Source organism: Duganella sp. Root1480D1, assembly GCF_001427305.1.
GTDB lineage: Bacteria > Pseudomonadota > Gammaproteobacteria > Burkholderiales > Burkholderiaceae_D > Rugamonas.
The window spans coordinates 90,963-108,714 of record NZ_LMFZ01000003.1 but is presented as its reverse complement, the minus strand read 5'-3'; the positions used below and the strand labels follow the sequence as shown (position 1 = coordinate 108,714).

Annotated in this window: 14 protein-coding genes, 1 tRNA gene and 1 pseudogene; 5 read left to right on the top strand and 11 right to left on the bottom strand. The window is 58.7% G+C overall.

All coding sequences use genetic code 11. The annotated features are described in order from the left end of the window. Positions 1-14: 14 nt before the first annotated feature. The 9 genes from ASD58_RS05130 to cysS all read right to left on the bottom strand — a co-directional run bounded on the left by ASD58_RS05130 (position 15) and on the right by cysS (position 12,940). Entirely contained in the window at positions 15-4,247 is a 4,233-nt protein-coding gene (locus ASD58_RS05130) for an RHS repeat-associated core domain-containing protein (RefSeq protein WP_057260029.1), read from the bottom strand. A 6-nt stretch (positions 4,248-4,253) separates the two neighbouring features. Next, positions 4,254-4,685, bottom strand: coding sequence for a DcrB-related protein (locus ASD58_RS05125; protein ID WP_057260028.1), 432 nt, complete (start codon positions 4,683-4,685; stop codon positions 4,254-4,256). Positions 4,686-4,692: 7 nt separating this feature from the next. Further along, positions 4,693-6,702 carry a type VI secretion system Vgr family protein gene (locus ASD58_RS05120; protein ID WP_082565237.1) on the bottom strand — a complete coding sequence of 670 codons (2,010 nt, stop codon included), beginning with the start codon at positions 6,700-6,702 and terminating at the stop codon, positions 4,693-4,695. 170 nt (positions 6,703-6,872) lie between these two features. Then, a tRNA-Ser gene (locus ASD58_RS05115) sits at positions 6,873-6,965 on the bottom strand. Between the two features lie 91 nt (positions 6,966-7,056). Beyond that, positions 7,057-8,304 (bottom strand): aspartate kinase, encoded by a 1,248-nt coding sequence (locus ASD58_RS05110; protein ID WP_057260027.1) that lies wholly within the window; start codon positions 8,302-8,304, stop codon positions 7,057-7,059. A 135-nt stretch (positions 8,305-8,439) separates the two neighbouring features. Further along, on the bottom strand, positions 8,440-9,762 hold the full coding sequence (gene tilS / locus ASD58_RS05105) for a tRNA lysidine(34) synthetase TilS (protein ID WP_057260026.1): 1,323 nt from the start codon (positions 9,760-9,762) through the stop codon (positions 8,440-8,442). Between the two features lie 76 nt (positions 9,763-9,838). Continuing rightward, positions 9,839-10,813, bottom strand: a complete 975-nt coding sequence (locus ASD58_RS05100; RefSeq protein WP_057260025.1) for an acetyl-CoA carboxylase carboxyltransferase subunit alpha — start codon at positions 10,811-10,813, stop codon at positions 9,839-9,841. 67 nt (positions 10,814-10,880) lie between these two features. Continuing rightward, positions 10,881-11,528, bottom strand: coding sequence for a DNA-3-methyladenine glycosylase (locus ASD58_RS05095; protein ID WP_057260024.1), 648 nt, complete (start codon positions 11,526-11,528; stop codon positions 10,881-10,883). Then, positions 11,528-12,940, bottom strand: a complete 1,413-nt coding sequence (gene cysS, locus ASD58_RS05090) for a cysteine--tRNA ligase (protein WP_057260023.1) — start codon at positions 12,938-12,940, stop codon at positions 11,528-11,530. The genes ASD58_RS05095 and cysS overlap by 1 nt, the downstream gene beginning before the upstream one ends. Before the next feature lie 184 nt (positions 12,941-13,124). On the opposite strand from cysS, the gene ASD58_RS05085 reads away from it, so the two are divergent. Genes ASD58_RS05085 through ASD58_RS05075 form a run of 3 tightly spaced genes read left to right on the top strand, consistent with a single transcriptional unit; the run spans position 13,125 to position 15,067 of the window. Next, a complete protein-coding gene (locus ASD58_RS05085; protein ID WP_082565236.1) occupies positions 13,125-13,805 on the top strand; it encodes a peptidylprolyl isomerase in 681 nt (226 codons plus the stop codon). A 31-nt stretch (positions 13,806-13,836) separates the two neighbouring features. Continuing rightward, positions 13,837-14,328 carry a peptidylprolyl isomerase gene (locus ASD58_RS05080; protein ID WP_057260022.1) on the top strand — a complete coding sequence of 164 codons (492 nt, stop codon included), beginning with the start codon at positions 13,837-13,839 and terminating at the stop codon, positions 14,326-14,328. A 1-nt stretch (position 14,329) separates the two neighbouring features. After that, complete coding sequence (locus ASD58_RS05075) at positions 14,330-15,067, top strand: UDP-2,3-diacylglucosamine diphosphatase (RefSeq protein WP_057260021.1); 738 nt, start codon at positions 14,330-14,332, stop codon at positions 15,065-15,067. A gap of 459 nt (positions 15,068-15,526) precedes the next feature. Here the strand turns inward: ASD58_RS05075 and ASD58_RS31095 are convergent, their stop codons facing one another. After that, positions 15,527-15,844 (bottom strand): hypothetical protein, encoded by a 318-nt coding sequence (locus tag ASD58_RS31095; RefSeq protein WP_156401166.1) that lies wholly within the window; start codon positions 15,842-15,844, stop codon positions 15,527-15,529. 15 nt (positions 15,845-15,859) lie between these two features. Continuing rightward, a complete protein-coding gene (locus ASD58_RS05070) occupies positions 15,860-16,336 on the bottom strand; it encodes a hypothetical protein (protein ID WP_057260020.1) in 477 nt (158 codons plus the stop codon). A 154-nt stretch (positions 16,337-16,490) separates the two neighbouring features. Here ASD58_RS05070 and ASD58_RS05065 point away from each other — a divergent pair, with 154 nt between their 5' ends. Continuing rightward, on the top strand, positions 16,491-16,871 hold the full coding sequence (locus ASD58_RS05065) for a BlaI/MecI/CopY family transcriptional regulator (RefSeq protein ID WP_057260019.1): 381 nt from the start codon (positions 16,491-16,493) through the stop codon (positions 16,869-16,871). Then, a pseudogene (locus tag ASD58_RS32730) lies at positions 16,868-17,740 on the top strand (M56 family metallopeptidase); the annotation flags it as partial. The gene ASD58_RS05065 and the pseudogene ASD58_RS32730, both read left to right, overlap by 4 nt. Positions 17,741-17,752: the final 12 nt, after the last annotated feature.

Genomic DNA, 17,752 nt, shown 5'->3' with positions numbered 1-17,752 from the left:
TTCCCTTTACAAAATCATCGACACTTGCTACCACCACCCCATGTATTTCGACCTCCTCTACCGGTGGGGTGATAGTCCTTATGTCTCGCATTGTGGTCAGCTTGATCGACAAGTTGCAATAACCCGCCAACTTTCTCGTGATGATGCCAGGTTAGTGCGGGCGGGGCCGTCCTAGGGAATGCCCCTCTCCTGCCAGGCGAAACGGCATCAAAAGTCCCCGGGTATTTTGCCTCAATCGCAGCCTTAAATTGAGGATCATTTTTCATTTGGTAGTAAAGCTGCCTGTTCGCCTCCTGGAAATGCCGGCCATCGGACATACGATACATCTCTGATGGCAATTTTGCTTCGCCATGCACGTCGTAGACCCCGTGGCTGTTCCATCCCCACGGATCAATCCACGAAATCGGATTTGGCGCATATTGATAGAGATTTACCCCGCCTGCCAGTCCGATTGGATCAGGCGTTGTGAAATGCCCGATGTCCGGATCGTAGTACCGAAAGGTGTTGTAATGAAGGCCGCTCTCCCTGTCATGGTATTGACCTTGAAATCGCAAGTTTTGCGGCAAGGGCGACCCATGCTGACCCGACCCGCCCTCTTGCTCAGCAGTCCAGCTCTCGGTTACCGTGTTGCCCCACATTTGATATTGTGCGCGCCACGCAAACTCTCCCGATGCGGCACTCAATTCCTCCGGCAAGCCTGACACATCACAATGGAAATAGTAAGTTGACGCCTTCGGGCGTGCGTGACGCGCATCGCCTTCGCCCAAAGTCTCACCTTCCACTACGCTGTCTATCCGGGCAACAGGGACGTGACTGTTCACTTCATAGAGGTAGGTGGCTGCTTGCGCTCCTCGCTGCTCCTGCAGCAAATTCATTCCATTCCACAGGAACAGCGTGGTGCCAAACTCATCATGCTTACGAATGCGGCGTCCCACTGCATCGTAGTCGAAGCGCACTACCTGAGTTACACCTTTGCGGCATGTCTCGACCTGGCTGAGCCGGTGCTCGCCGTCATAGCTGAAATGCTGAACGGTATGGGCGCCAGTACGTTTGGATTCGAGCCGCCCGTGCACGTCGTATTCAAAGCGCCGGTCCTGGAAAACCAGAACGCGGTTGTGCCTTACGTATCCACCGGGCTGAACGGAGTCAACCAGGTTGGCCGCGCCATCCCACTGGAACATTTCGCGCCGCGCCTCCTGGCCCGCGTAGGAGATCCTTCCCAGTGGATCGTACATGAAGGAAGTCCGGCCATTCAGAGAATGATCTTTCCGCACCACCTCGCCCGACTCGCCATATGCCCATTCCTTGGCGAGCACCGCACGGCCATCCCGCACGGACTGGGTGCGGGTACGCCTTCCCATGGCGTCGTAGTTAAAGCTGGTGCTCAGCACGCCCTGGCTGCGACCAACTTCGCGGTGCAGGTCGTCGCGCTCCAGATCGCAAATGAGCTCGCCATCCAGATTGATCTGGTGGACATGTCCCGAGCCGTAGTGGAGTGATTGAATCACCCTTCCGTCGGGCAGTGTCGTGCTAACGCGGTTCCCGAGTTCGTCGTAACTATGCGCCAGCATCCCCATGTGGCCCGTTTCGCTGAGCAGCTCGCCGCGCTTGCTGTAGGCAAAAGCCAACTCGTCGAATACTTTGCGCACACCGCGGTACTCGCTGAAGGTCGCGGCATGCACAAGCTGGCCCAACTGGTCATAGCGGAACGATGTGCTGAACCCGCGCGCATGGCGGCAGGTGAGTCGCCCCATCAGGTCGCGCTCCATCCGCAGGGTCAATTCGTCGGACTCGCCAGCGGCGCTGGTGACCGCGACCGCAAGGCCGCGCTGGTCGTAAGCAATGCGCTTCGTGACTCCGTCCAGCCCGACTTCGGCAATCACGCGGTCATTCTTGTCGTAGGCGAAGCGGTACGACTCCTCATTCTCGTTGACCAGTTCAACTAGCCTGAAAGCCGCGTCGTACCTGAACTCAACACTCCTGCCCAATGCATTGCGGCGGCGCGTGATCAGTCCCCTCGCGTTGCGCTCGTAGCGCGTGATGCGATCGCCGCCAGTCTGGCTGGCGCTCAGCCGCCCAGCCGCGTCATACTCGAAATTCTCCTGAGCGCCGTCGGGATGAACGATGGAGACAATGCGTCCGTGATCGTCTGCGGCGTATATCGTGGCTTGGCCCACGGCATCCACGCTCCGGGCCAGGCTGCCGCGCGCGTCGTATGCGTAGACGGTTCGCTTTCCCGAGCAGTCGACATGCGCTGTCAGCTGTGCCCGCGCATTCCACTCCAGGTGTTTGACGCCACCGCTTGCATCGCGCAGCGTGTGCGGCAGGCCCCGCGCATCGTGGAACTGCTCCGTGACGTGGCCGAGCGGGTCGGTGATGGCCGTCAGGTTACCGACCTTATCGTAGTGATATTCGGTGCGGTTTCCAGCGGCATCGATTTCGGCGGTCGGCAGGTTCAGTCGATCGTGCCATTGCACCGATTCGATCTGGCCAAGTGCGCTGATGCACTTGACCATGCGGCCGGCTTCATCATATTCCCATTGAGTACAGGCGCCCAGCGGATCGGTCATCTGCGTGAGCCTGCGCCGCTCATCCCAATCGTAGTGCCAGGTATTTCCCTCCGGGTCGGTGAATGAAGTGGGTTGGCAATCGCGGCTCCATTCCCATCGATTGACACGGCCGATCTGGTCAGTGACGGTCGTGACGCCATGGTTCAGGTCATACTCGAAATCATAAGCTTCGCCGTCGTCGGTCCAGTGACGTAGCACACGCGCACCAGGGCCGCTGCCGCTCCACGCATAGTGGCAGCGCAGGCCGGCTGCGCTGCGGTGTTCGCTCATCAAACCGTCCTGGTAAGCGAACCAGCGCCTGACCTGCCGATCGCGGCCAATAACCTCGGCCAGTTGGCCCTCTAGGTCGTAGCCGTAGCACACAAGGGTTTCCGCCGGTTCGCCTTCGATACCCTGAACCAGTTCGATTCGCTCCACTCGAAGCGGGTGGGCAGGTGAATAATGCAGTTCGAGCGTGCGGCCGCAGCTGTCGTTCAGCTTGCGTAGCTTACCGGCGTTGTCATAACGCAGCGCATTCCAGTTTCCGTTGCGGTCTTCGATACGCTGTAGCTTAAGCGTAGCGCCAAACCCTGGATCAGGGACGCCGAAATCGAAATACAGCCCGTCGACACTTTCGATGAGATATTGGCCGAGCTCAGTGCAAATCAGGTAATACCCTTCGGCGGTGCTGTAGTGGCTCTCGCCGGGCAGCACGGGAGGAAAGGCCATGGTTCGGCCCTGGGCATCGGTGAATTCCAGCGCCGTAAGCATGCCGGTACTATCCCGCACAACTTTCAACTCTAACTCGAACGGCACACTCCAGCCGCGGCCAAGCAGGCCATCCGCGCGGTGGTCATGGCTGCTGTAGAAGCGCTCCCAACTCAATGCGAGAGGCCCAGCCAGCGAAAAATCCGGCGGATCGTTCAGCACCTTCCCGCCCGTGATGACGTTGACCGGATTGCCAATCGCGGTACGGATCTGATGGCCGACCATACTGCCCGCAAACGAAGCTCCGAAATTAAGCAGCAGGCAAGGCAGTGCCGACTTTAGCGCCGACAGGTTCATCTTGCCACGGCCGCACAGCGTCAACGCGATGCCAATTGCCACCCCGAGCGCCGTGATCCACCATGGCCGCTCGTCCTTGATCTCGCGCACCGTCAGCGTGCCCCCGCCGACGAACACGTTCTCTGAACCTTCGGCGATGGTGCCGCCGCAAGTCGTCATGTCGCCCTTGCGGGCCGCAGGCTGGTCGTTGATGAAGACGTTATCGGAACCTTGGGCCAGCATGGGCGCCGGGCCCGACGAATGCTTGTTGCAGGCAATGGTGTCGAGTTCACCGGGCGCGGCGGCGCGCGCGGCGGGCAAGGAATTGAACTTCACGTCCGGTGACCCGCTGACGATCTTGCCCTCAATTGAAGGCGGTATGAACTTGTCGACCGCCCTGTTGACCTGATTGTCTATAAACCCGTTTAGTCCACTGGCCTCCATCGCCACGCTGACGCCAAAGCCAATCGCCAGCACCGCCGCCAGCCCCAGGCCACCGGTGGCAACCGTTGCCACGACAGCGGCGACAACCACCGCCGTGATGGCCGCGCCGACCAGGGCCCCGATGAGCAATGACCCGCCCATCTTGGCGAGCATGCCCATCGTGGACGTATGGGCGATCGGGTCGTTAAAGCGCGCAGCGGCCGGGCACATGGCTGATCAGGCCTTGATGGACGGGGTAAAGCTGTCCAGCAGTTGCTGCGCATAGGCAGTCTGCTCCTGCGTCAGTGGCGCAGCGCACGTCAGGGTAAAGACCAGCACCGCCTTGTCCTGCAGGGCGACCATGGTCTGCAACTGATGCACGGTGGCGTTATCCTGCTTGAACGAAGTCGACACCTGCAGTGCGGGCAGGCGCGCCTGTCCGATCTGAACTGCGACAGGTTCATTCTGCTTGAAGTTTTTTACCTGGCTGCCCAGCGTGCGTAACTGGCGGCGCAGCATGGCCTCCAGCTCTTCGCCTTCCTGCACCACGTCGCGCGACACGACCAGCGTCAGGCCCCCGGGGCCGAGATTCAGGACAAGCATATTCACGCTGCGGTCTTGCGCTTGCGCCGGCAGCGCGAAGCTGCCTTCATTGATATGGTAGTTCATTGGAATTTCAGGATTGGTTGCTTGGGAACTGTGCATCGACGTCGGCAATAATGGCGCCTCCGCCTTTCGGGCTTGGCACCACGGCCGCCGCGCCGCCACTGGAGTTCAGGTCGATCGTCTTGCCATTCACCTGGACCGGACCATCGGAAGTGATGTTGATGCTCTTGCCGGTAATGGCCACGTTGCCGCTTTTATCCATGTAGAACTTGGCCTGGCCGCAGGTGATTTCGAATGATTCGCCCGCCTCCACCTTGTAATGCTTTCCGACCAGCGTGTTTTTCTCGCCGCCGATCTGCTGCAAGGCGTCGACCTTGACCGTCTCCATCAGGCTGTTCTTGATGCGCCGGTTGTGGTTATTCCCGACAAAGGCGTTTTCGTCCTGGCCAACGACTTTGCTGCGGTTGTTCCCTACCGTCAGCGACTGGTCGTTGCCTACGTCCGAATCGAAGTTGCGTTCAGCCTTGATCCAGACCTGCTCGGAACCTTTCTTGTCTTCGAAGCGCAAGGCGTTGGCGTTCTGTACTCCGCCACCGGGGCTGGAGCGTGACAGCATGCCGCTCTGGGTCTTGCTTGCGGGCAGAGTCCAGGCCGGCATCGTATCGATGTTCGGTACCATGCCGGTAATGATTGGCCGGTCAGGATCGCCGCCGATGAAGGAGATAATCACTTCGGTCCCGATGCGCGGAATCGAGGTCATGCCGAAGTTGGAACCGGCCCACGGCGTGGCAACCCGAATCCAGGTGGAGCTGTTCTCGTCGCGCGTCCCGACGCGGTCCCAGTGGAATTGCACCCGCACGCGCCCGAATTCATCGGTATGGATCTCTTCACCGGCCGGGCCGGTAATGGTGGCGGTCTGCAGGCCGTAGATCTTTGTCTCGACACAGTTGAACGGGCGGCCAGGACGCCAGGGAACGATTTTTCGCAGGCACGTCACCTGGTTCTCGTAATGGGAAGGTTGCTCGCTCTTGACCTGGTAATTATTCGAGGCGCGATGCCGCGCTTCGATGACGAGGAACTCGTCGGCGGAGCCGCCACCAACATCGAAGTGCCCGGTCAGGCGGAACCAGCGGCCGGGCGCCAGTTGGCGATTATTGCCTGCGCCATGAAACTGCTTGCCGGCGGCTTCCAGTTCCTCCATGCGCAGCCTCGCCAACGCTTCACCACTTGCACCGTCGCTGAAGCCAAGTGCGCCGGTGTATTCGTATGACTCGATGAGCGGCACGCTGCCCTGCTTGTTCACAGTAGGCATCGAGCTCACGATCGGCTTGCCGCTCTTGAAGTCATAGCTGGCAACGGCCACACTGGCCTGCATCAGGTGGCGTACCGGCGACCATTCGCCAATGCCCTCCTCTTCCACCGCACCGCCGTGGCGCTGGAATGGCACTTCCTCGCCGCCATCGATCGGCAGCGCCTTCATGGTGTCGTCGGATATTACGAGTTGGTGGCCGCTGGCACTATGCTCGAACCAGTACACCAGCCCGGCGGCATTCCAGCGCCGCTGCAGGTAATTGCAGTCGGTTTCGTCGAACTGGCACGCGTCGTTCATGACTTTTTGCTTGCCCGATACACGCCAGTCCCAATTGCACAGCCCATCGTAATCGGCAAACACGCTCGATGTCTGGTCGTACAGCGTCGCGTTATGGAACAGGTAGTTATCCTTGCGCAGGCTCAGGAACCTGAACCAGGGCCCCAATGTGGCCTCATAAAATGCGACGCCGCCATCAACCCTCACCAGCCCGAAGCTGAATACGTATCCCGTGAAATAGCGGATACTGCCATCGCCACGTACCAGGTGGACAGACAGCAGCTTGCCCTGCATATCCTTGAGCGCAATATGCGCCGAATCGGAGAGCAGCTCGACCTTGTATTCAAAGGGCCGGGATAACCCCTCTTCAGCGTCGAGCCGATTGACGAGCAAATGCCCGGGCGCATCCTGGTTCGGGAATTCAACTCTCAGGAGCCGATTGTGCTGCCGGTCCGCAATTGCAGCGAGTGTTTGTTTAACCTCATCACGCATGACTGAGCCTCGTGCTTTGACATAGTTCGAGCATTCCGAATTTGGTTATCAAATCGGAAATATTGAGGCATTGTACTATTGCTATTGAGATAGCGCGTTTTCAATCGTGCGCGCATGCCGGAGGAAAAAACAAAAAGCCCCGAGTTTCCTCGGGGCTTTTCGCTTGAATCTGGCGGAGGCGGTGGGATTCGAACCCACGATACAGGTTTTGCCCGTATGCTTCCTTAGCAGGGAAGTGCCTTCGGCCACTCGGCCACGCCTCCTCGTTGATATGTTACTGCGTCAACGCGACCGCAATATTAAAGATCGATACCGCTTTGGTCAAGGTTAATACGGAAGTTTTTTTGGAAATATTTATTCTTTTTCCAATTCGAATGCCTTGTGCAGTGCACGCACGGCCAGCTCCATGTATTTCTCGTCGATCAGGACGGAAATCTTGATCTCGGAAGTGGAGATCATCATGATGTTGATGCCCTCTTCCGCCAGGGTCTTGAACATCTGGGAAGCCACGCCAACGTGCGAACGCATGCCAACGCCAACCACGGAGATCTTGGACACTTTGGCGTCGCCCACCAGGGTGTGGTGGCCGATCTCGCCTTTTTCGTTGTGCAGCACATCCATCGCCTTCTGGTAGTCGTTGCGCGACACGGTGAAGGTGAAGTCGGTCTTGCCGTCCACTGCCTGGTTCTGGATGATCATGTCGACTTCGACATTGGCTTCGGCCACCGGACCCAGGATGTGGTAAGCGATGCCTGGACGGTCTGGCACGCCCAGCACGGTGATTTTGGCTTCGTCGCGATTGAAGGCGATGCCGGAGATGACTGCTTGTTCCATGTTTTGGTCTTCCTCAAACGAAATCAGGGTGCCCGAGTTGGCTTCTTCTTCCAGATCCATCAGCGGATCGGTCAGCGAGGACAGCACGCGGGTCGGTACGCGGTAGTTGCCGGCGAATTCCACCGAGCGGGTTTGCAGCACTTTGGAGCCCAGCGAAGCCAGTTCCAGCATCTCTTCAAACGTAATCGCTTTCAGGCGGCGCGCTTCGGACACCACGCGCGGGTCGGTGGTGTAGACGCCATCGACGTCGGTGTAGATCAGGCATTCGTCCGCCTTCAGCGCCGCGGCAATCGCCACGGCAGAGGTATCGGAACCGCCGCGGCCCAGGGTGGCGATGTTGTCGTTCTCGTCCACGCCCTGGAAGCCGGTGATGATCACAATGCGGCCCTTCTCCAGGTCCTCGCGCACGCGGCCGTCTTCGATCGACTGGATGCGGGCTTTGGTGAAGGCGGAGTCGGTTTTAATCGCTACTTGCCAGCCGGTGTAGGAAATGGCGTCCTTGCCAATCGCTTGCAGCGCCATCGACAGCAGGCCCACGGACACTTGTTCGCCGGTGGAGGCTATCATGTCCAATTCACGTGGGTCAGGCGGGTTCTGGATTTCTTTGGCCAGGGCAATCAGGCGGTTGGTTTCACCGGACATTGCCGACGGAACGACCACCACCTGGTGTCCCGCATCGTGCCATTTGGCGACGCGACGCGCGACGTTCTTGATGCGTTCCGTCGAGCCCATCGACGTACCGCCGTATTTGTGAACGATTAAAGCCATGCTGATTTTCCGCATTGATGTGATAAGGGGAGCCCTTTACTCTACATGTTGCGTTGCAAAATCTCAAGTCAAAAAGTACATACCCTCATACCTATTTGGCATAAGTTCATATGTCTAGACAGGTGTCGGCGATAATTATTTGGTTTCCCAGCGAAACACCAAACGATGCTCTGGGCTGGAGCTCAGTTTGCGGCAATCCATGCCGATACCGGCGGCATACAGGATATCGCCCGGGATCGATACCATCGGCATGCGCTCGCGCTCCCAGGCGGGGATGCCAAGGGTCTGGTAGTGCTGCTTGAGCGTGCGCGTGGGGCGGTTGCGCGCTGGCTTGAGTTTTTCGCCGCCTTTGCGCAGTTCGATCGTCAGCATCTGCTGGCGCAGCCAGTCGGGGTCGAGGCCAACCGGGGCCAACTCAAAATGCAGCGTGCCACCGAATTCAGGGAAATCAATACTGCCCTCCCCGTTCCAGCGGAAGCTCTTTTGCTGCTCTGCGTCAGCCTCTTCCCGGCGCGGAACGAGGAACAGGCGATCGCGGTGGCGGCGCACTTCGCAGTCGGGATGGGTGACCTTGAGGTTGGCGTCATCGCGCGCCGTCAGGGCTTGCTCCTGCATTTCGGCGAGCCAATTGGTGGACGGCAGGCGGATGCCGCGCTCGGCAAACCAATGGCGCAACAAGTTCGAGGTGCGATCGGCGCTCAATGTGCGCACGCGCGCCATATCAAGGCTGTCTTCACCTGCCAGGCAGGCATGCAAGTCTTCGGCAGCCTGCTCCGTCAGCAGGCGCTGCGCGGCTTGAGCATGGCGCGCGCTGCGGGCGAAGCGCTCCTGGTAACCCGGATAGGCTTGCGCCAGCCTGGGCATGATTTCATGGCGCAGCGCATTGCGGGCGTAGCGCAGGTCCGCGTTCGACTCGTCTTCAATGTGGCGGATGCCTTGCTCGCGCACATATTCTTCCAATTGCGCGCGGCTTAGCTGGAGCAGCGGGCGAGCCAGCAGCACTTCTGCGGTGCCAAGCAGGCCTGCGGCGCGGTTGGAGGCATCCATGCCCGACAGGCCGGCGACGCCGGAGCCGCGCAGCAGCTGCAGCAGGACGGTTTCGGCCTGGTCGTCCAGGTGGTGGGCGGTGAGCAGCAGGTGGACGTTGTGCTCCACGCATAGCGCACCGAGGGCGGCGTAGCGGGCTTTGCGGGCGGAGGCTTCGCTGCGGTCGTCGAGGACGACGCGGCGGCTGGCGAAGGTGATGTTCAGGCGTTCACATTCAGCGCGAGCGTGGGCTTCCCAGGCGTCGGCGTTGGGGCTTAAACCGTGGTGGATGTGGAAGGCGCAGGTTTTGCGGCCGCTCTCGGCGGCAAGGTGCAGCAAAACGCTGCTGTCCAGGCCTCCGCTGTAGGCGATGGCGATGGGGCCTTGCGGGAGCTGGGCGAGGGAGTGCTGGAGGATTTCTTGGACGCGCATACTGAAACCGGTAAACCGGTGTCTGACCCGCAGGGTCAGACACCCTATGACGCGGCGGCCGATGGCCTTACTGGTTTTATTCGGAAGCAGTGGTCTCTTTGAACTTGCCGTAGCTCATCAGCTTTTCATGACGAGCAGCCAGCAGGTCCTTGGTCTTCACGCCCTGGAACTGGCGCAGCGAATCCGCCAGCGCGCGTTTCAGCATCTTGGCCATTTCCTTAGGATCGCGGTGTGCGCCACCCAGCGGCTCGTTGATGATCTTGTCGATCAGGCCGATCGCCTTCAGGCGGTGCGCGGTCAGGCCCAGCGCTTCAGCCGCATCGGATGCGCGCTCGGAAGTCTTCCACAGGATCGAAGCGCAACCCTCAGGCGAAATCACCGAGTAGGTCGCGTACTGCAGCATCAGCACGGAATCGCCCACGGCAATCGCCAGCGCGCCGCCGGAGCCGCCTTCGCCGATGATGGTCGCGATCAGCGGCACTTTCAGTTCAGCCATCACGTACAGGTTATGGCCGATCGCTTCCGACTGGCCGCGCTCTTCCGCGTCGATGCCAGGGAATGCGCCCGGGGTGTCAACGAAGGTGAAGATAGGCAGGTTGAATTTCTCAGCCAGCTTCATCAGGCGCATGGCCTTGCGGTAGCCTTCAGGCTTCGGCATGCCGAAGTTGCGCATGGCGCGTTCTTTGGTATCGCGGCCCTTCTGGTGGCCGATTACCATGCATGGCTGGCCATTGAAACGGGCGAAACCGCCAACGATGGACTGGTCGTCCGCATAGGTGCGGTCGCCGTGCAGTTCATGGAAGTCGGTGAAGATCTCATTCACGTAGTCCATGGTGTATGGACGCTGCGGGTGACGAGCAATCTGGGAAACCTGCCAAGGAGTCAGCTTGGCGTAAATATCTTTGGTCAGCTGTTGGCTCTTCTTGGCCAGGCGGTCGATTTCTTCGGAAATGTCGACGGCCGAATCGTCTTGTACGAAACGCAGCTCTTCAATCTTGGAATCCAGTTCCGCGATCGGTTGCTCAAAATTGAGGAAAGTCGTTTTAATCATTGTACCTCCAAGGTTTTTTTGCTTCCCCGACAACATTGCAAATAACGGTTGCCGGTGAGAATTTGCGCTATTTTACCGGAACCGGATCAAGGCTACGCCATAAATACCACGTGGCGACCGTCCGGAAGGGTTCCCAGTTGGCTGAAACCTCGCGCGCATCGCTGCGCGACACGGGCTCCCCGGAAAAATAATTCTGGCTGATTCCACTGATCAGCCGGCTGTCGTCAAGCGGCAGCACGTTGGGTCGGAGCAAATTAAATATCAAAAACATCTCCGCTGTCCAGCGCGTAATGCCGCGAATTTGAACCAGTTCGGAAATGACGGCTTCGTCATCCATCTGCGCCCATTGGGCGGCGTGGACCTTCTTGTTCTTGAAATGGTCGGCCAAATCCAGGATGTATTCGGCCTTGCGCTTGGACAGGCCGCAGCCCGCCAACGCAGCGGCGCCGGCTTTTTGCACGGCGGCCGGGGTGAACTTCGGACAGGTCTCCAGCAGCTTGGCCCACGCCGCATTGGCGACCTGGGTCGTGACCTGCTGGTTGACGATGGCGCGCGCCAGGGTGATAAACGGGTCGTCATGGCCGACCAGGTGCAAATCACCGAATTGGGGGATCAGGCGGTTCATGATGCGATCGCGCTTCATGAGCTCTGCCTTGGCTTCCTCCCAATACGGCGGCACCGGGGCCTGATCCCCGCTTTCCCTGGATAGAACCATTACGCGCGGCGCCAGTTCGTGGTGCCGTCAGGCTTGTCTTCGAGGACGATGCCGGCTGCCAGCAGGTCGGCACGCACCTTGTCGGCAGCAGCGAAGTCGCGCGACTTCTTGGCAGCGGCACGGGTAGCGATGGCAGCTTCGATTGCCGCTTCGTCCATGCCCTCGCCTTCCGCGCCTTTCGGGGCGGCCTTGCGGTATTCCTCAGGGCTGCGCTCGAGCAGGCCCAGTACAGCGGCCAGGCCTTTCAGTTGGCGCACGGCGGCAGGCGACTTGGTCTTGTTCACTTCCGAAGCCAGGTCGAACAGCACCGACACCGCGATCGGGGTGTTGAAGTCGTCGTCCATCGCTTCAGCAAAGCGCTTGGCGTTGTCTTCGTTCCAGTCCAGCGGCTGGCCGTCGCCTTCCACGCCGTCCAGCGCGGTGTACAGGCGGGTCAACGCACCACGCGCGTCTTCCAGGTGCACGTCCGAGTAGTTCAGCGGACTGCGGTAATGGGCGCGCAGGATGAAGAAACGCACCACTTCCGCGTCGAACATCTTCAGCACTTCACGGATGGTGAAGAAATTGCCCAGCGATTTGGACATCTTCTCGCCATCCACGCGCACGAAGCCGTTGTGGACCCAGTAGTTGGCCAGCGTTTTGCCGGAAGCGCCTTCGGACTGCGCGATTTCGTTTTCATGGTGCGGGAACTGCAGGTCAGCGCCGCCGCCATGGATATCGAAAGTCTCGCCCAGCAGGGAGCACGACATCGCCGAGCACTCGATGTGCCAGCCCGGGCGGCCCTTGCCCCATTTCGAATCCCACTTCACTTCTTCCGGTTCGGATTCCTTGGCAGCCTTCCACAGCACGAAGTCCAGCGGATCGCGCTTGCCCGAGTCGGCGTTCGCCGCACGAGCCAATTCGCGCTCGCCGGCGCGCAGGTCGTCCAGCGACTTGCCCGACAGCTTGCCGTAGCCCTCGAACTGGCGAACGGCATAGTTAACATCGCCGTCCGCAGCCTTGTAAGCCAGGTCCTTCGCTTCCAGCTTTTCGATAATGCCCAGCATTTGCGGCACGTATTGGGTCGCTTTCGGCACATCGGTTGGATTCAGGATGCCGAGGGCTTCGCAATCCTCGTCCATGAATTTGATAAAGCGTCCGGTCAGCTGGCCAATGGTTTCGCCATTCTCCACCGCACGCTTGATGATCTTGTCATCGATGTCCGTGATATTGCGTGCATAGCGCACGTCATAGCCCGACGCCTTCAGCCAGCGGTAGATGACGTCGAACGCCATCAACATGCGGCCGTGGCCCACGTGGCAGTAGTCGTATACGGTCATGCCACAGACATACATCCGGACTTTGCCCGCCTCAATGGGTTTGAACGACTGCTTTTCGCGTGCCAGCGTGTTGAAGATCTTTAAATTGCTCATCGGACTAGAAGTAAACGGGTCACTGGTGCGAAACGCCTGGGGCGTCGCACCGGTGCTCGGTGTGTACCAGGGGGATGTTTGGTCCCTTTGTTATAGTTCTACTTTGTTAGAATGGAACGTCTGGCGAAGTATAGCACTGAAAAATTCGCGCACGCGAGTCGCAATTCTTATAAAGGAAACAAGAATGCAGAAGAAATGGATTGCCCTGCTGGCCGGCCTGCTGATTGGCAGCGCCGCGGCAGCTGCCGACAACCCGCAAGTGTCGATCAAGACCAACCTTGGCGAAATCATCGTAGAACTGGACCAGGAAAAGGCGCCGATTACGACCGCCAACTTCCTCGCCTATGTAAAGAGCGGCTTCTATAAGGACACCATTTTCCACCGCGTGATCAACGGCTTCATGGTGCAAGGCGGCGGCTATACGGCCGACCTGAAATCAAAACAGCCACTGCGCCCCGACATCAAGAGTGAAGAAAAGAACGGCCTGTCCAACCTGGCCTACACCATCTCGATGGCGCGCCACGACTCGCCGAATTCGGCCAATTCGCAATGGTTCATCAACGTGGTGGACAATATCGGCCTGGATTACCCCAACATGAAAGGCCACGGCTATGCCGTCTTTGGTAAGGTCATCCAGGGCCAGGAAACCGTCGACAAGATCAAAGTCGTGCTGGTGGACGACAAGCCTGGCTTCCAGAACATCCCGGTAAAACCGATCGTGATCAAGTCGGCGACCATCCTCAAGCACCGTATCGTGCCGCCTGCACCACCGGCACCACCACCAGTTGTCGAACCTGCACCAGCCCAAGAGCCAGCCCCGGTTCAGGAGCCCACTCCTGTTCCACAGCCAGAGCCTGTAAAATAACTCTTTTTCAGTAACACAAAAGGACAACAAGATGACCACCATCACCATCACCACCAACAAAGGCACCATCGTTGCCGAGCTGGACGCAGAGAAGGCACCGAAGACCGTTGAGAACTTCCTGCACTACATGAATGCTGGCCACTACAACAACACCATCTTCCACCGCGTGATCGATGGCTTCATGATCCAGGGCGGCGGTTTCGAGCCAGGCATGAAGCAGAAGCCAACCGAGCAGACTGTGGAAAACGAAGCCAAGAACGGCCTGAAGAACGAGCCATACACCCTGGCCATGGCACGCACCTCGGCACCGCACTCCGCATCCGCACAGTTCTTCATCAACGTGAAGAACAACTCCTTCCTGGACTACCCAGGCCAGGACGGCTGGGGCTACGCCGTGTTCGGCAAAGTCACCCAAGGCACCGAAGTGGTCGACGCGATCAAAGGCGTAAAGACCACCCGTTCCGGCATGTTCTCCGACGTGCCAGCGGAAGACATCATTATCGAAAAGATCGAAGCGGCTTAATTTGATTCTCTTCGTATCAGACCTGCATTTGCAGCCGGCGCGGCCGGTGCTGACGGAAGCGTTCCTGCGCTTCCTCGACGAACACGCGCTGGGTGCAGAGCAGCTCTACCTGCTGGGCGATATCTTTGAATATTGGGCAGGTGATGATGACCTGACGGAGCCATTCCACCAGCAAATTGTGACCGCCCTGCGCCGCGTAAGCGACGCGGGCGTACAGCTATTCTGGATCGCGGGCAACCGCGACTTCCTGGTCGGCGAAGCCTTCGCCGCCGCAGCGGGCCTGACCCTGCTGCCCGAGACCTGGGTTATCGACGCCTACGGTCAGCGCATCGTGCTGGTACACGGCGACGCCCAATGCACGCAAGACGTGAAATATATGGCCTTCCGCGCGCAGGTGCGCCAGCCAGCGTGGCAGCAGCAATTCCTGTCGATGCCGCTGGCCCAGCGCAAGCAGATCATTGCCGGGCTGCGCGAGCAGAGCAAGCAAGGCCACGCCGAAAAGTCCTACGAAATCATGGATGTGACGCCGGAAGCGATCGCCGACGTGTTCGCCCAAACCGGCACCACCATCATGATCCACGGCCACACCCACCGCCCCGCCCTGCACGAAGTCGCCGGCACCCGCCGCTACGTGCTGCCGGACTGGGAGCCCGAATCCACGCCACCACGCGGCGGCTGGATCAGCATTGGTGACGACGGCACCATTTTCCGCCACTCGCTCGACGGCAGCAAGCTCTGAGGCTGGCGGCGGACTTAGATCGCCTCGTCACCCCTTGATGCAACGACACCCATCCGAAAGTCCTCGTCCAACGAAGCGGATTTCGCCAGCGGACGCGCCTTGAGTTCTGCAACTGGAATTGCATTCACGCATTTTCAACTCAAACTTCGCAAATGCGCCAACCAGCCCGCAGCAGATCAAGAAGAGCAGCATTTTTTCAATAGTATTCAATACAACCCTCCGCTGAGAAATTCGGGGTCAGGTCTGTCATTCGGACAGCTAGCGTTATCATTTGATCTTTCTCAATACGCAGATACCATAGTTTTCCCGTATTGAGAAAAATCAAAGGAAGTGGTGGATGTCCAAATGACAGACCTGACCCCGAATCTATGATGCCGAATCTGGCACCGAATCTCCTAGCTGAATATGGACCAGGCACCAGATTGGGGCCAAGTTCGTTTTTCGGCTTGAATTAAATATTTAGGCATAAATTCCAACAGTAAAATACAGACCCGTTATAGTCCATAAAAATGAGGTAACAAGAAAGCTCCAAATTGTTCGCTGGTTTTGCCACCAAAAGATACCTAATCCACAAACCACATTAGCAAAAATTAAAACTGGATAGGCACCTTCAATTACCCCCTGCGTCAATACGGAAAATATCCCCGCAATAGGTCCAATTAACGTCGCAATGCTTATTATTGCTAAGCTCTCGCCAGTTTGTTGCAGCGAAGGAAGTGACCTAAATGCCAGTACTGACACCACAATCCAAATAAGTAGGGCGCTGAAAATCTTCATGGTCGATTTATTTGCTTATTTATTCGCAGGAAGGCTACGCTCATCATGCCCCCGGCTTCGCAGCAAGTCGCGCAAGGAAATGCAAGCGGTGCAGAATATGAGGATCCAGCATATGACAGCGATCACTCCGCCATATTGAGCGCTAGTCGCGAACACGAATACCCAGCTATACAAAAGGAACCCCGCCGCGATGGAGCTCGATAAATAGATCGGTGCTTGTAGCCGGTCTTTCAGTCCCATGCAGGCTGCAGGAACAAAAAATACGATGAAAAGTCCGGCCAAGGTGATTACGCCCTTGAACTTTTCCGACTGAACGTCCCGCAAGGCATCTTGTGCCATTTCATACCCATACAGGCGGGTGTCCGCTCCGGTGTGTCCTTCCAGGTCCGGCCGCCCCGAACAACGAGAAAGCGGCAAAACAAAACAAACCATCAGCAAAACTGCGGCCACACGCTTAATCACTTCCAACGATTTTGCACGATCCATTTCCATCCCAGCCGCCTTGACCTCGAGATGTTAGCACCGCAGGCTCGATTGTTGCTGGAATTCAATGGATTTATTTGCAATCGACCACCATGTCAACTCCTTGACACCATTGCGACGTTTGTCACATACTAAGGCCATTCGTCACAAACTGCGTTTTGTCATGCACATTCCATCCACTCCCGAACTCTGCGTATTGAAGGCTCTCTGGCGTCAAGCACCTTTGAGCGCGCGCGAAATCCATGAATCGGTGGAAGACGAACTTGCCTGGTCGTTCTCGTCCACACGCAAGACCGTGGAGCGGATGATGGAGAAGCAAATGATTGCGCAACATGTGCGCCACGGGGTGCAGGTTTACGAGGCCTCGCTGGACAAGGTTGAAACGCTTGCCGCCTATGCCCACGACTTCGGCACACGCATCATGGAGCTCGATACACCGCTGCCGGTGAACATGTTCGCGGGCAGCAAGCTGGTGGATGCCAGCGAGCTGGCGCAACTCGAACAGATGCTGTCCGACTGGCCCGAAGAGGACGATGCCAAATGAGCGATTTCGATTTATTGCTGATGCGCTTCCTGCTGGCGAGCCTTGGTTGCTTCGCGGCCGGCTTCAGCGTGTGGGCGTTAAGTGCCCTGCTCCGGCGCATCCTGCCTGCTTTGGCGGCACAGCGCTCGCTCTGGCTGCTAGGCCAGTTGGCCGTGCTGGCGATCTTCGCCCTGATGCTGCTGCCGCATAGCGAACGTGTGCGCCTGATTCCTCCGCTCGAAGCGGCAACCGAAACGGTCACTCATTACATCGCGCCGCCGAAGACTCCCGTCCTGCCCAATGTAACTGCCGAACAAGCGCGCGATGCGGGCCGCTCTGCCGGCTCGCATGCCTGGATGCTGTATGGCGCCCAATTGTGGCTTTGCGTGTACATCGCCGGCCTGGCCTGGTCGATCACCAGCCTGTGGCGCGCACAGCGTATGTTGAATCGGCTGGCGCAGACCGGCGAAGCTTCGGGCGCGGGCCGCGCCGCCATCATTGAAGTGGATGCGCCGATTTCACCAATGCTGCTTGGCCTGATCCGCCCTCGCCTGCTGCTGCCGCGCCATTTGGGCGGCTTCGATAAGCTGCAACGTGAAATGATCGTCGAGCATGAGATGACCCACCTGCGCCGGCATGACTTGCAATGGATGGCCGCCGGCATGCTGCTGCAAACACTGTTGTGGTTCAATCCTTTCATGCGCCTGTTGCGCGCCAACCTGACCTGGGCGCAGGAACTGGGCTGCGACCGCGATGTGCTGCGCGGCCGCCCGGCATCGCAACGCAAGGCTTACGCCGCCGCGCTGGTGGCGCAGCTCAAGCTGCAGCACCTTGCACCACAAGGCGCGCTGGCCTTTGGCAGTATCGATGCGAACACGCTCACCGAGCGCGTCTCGCTGATC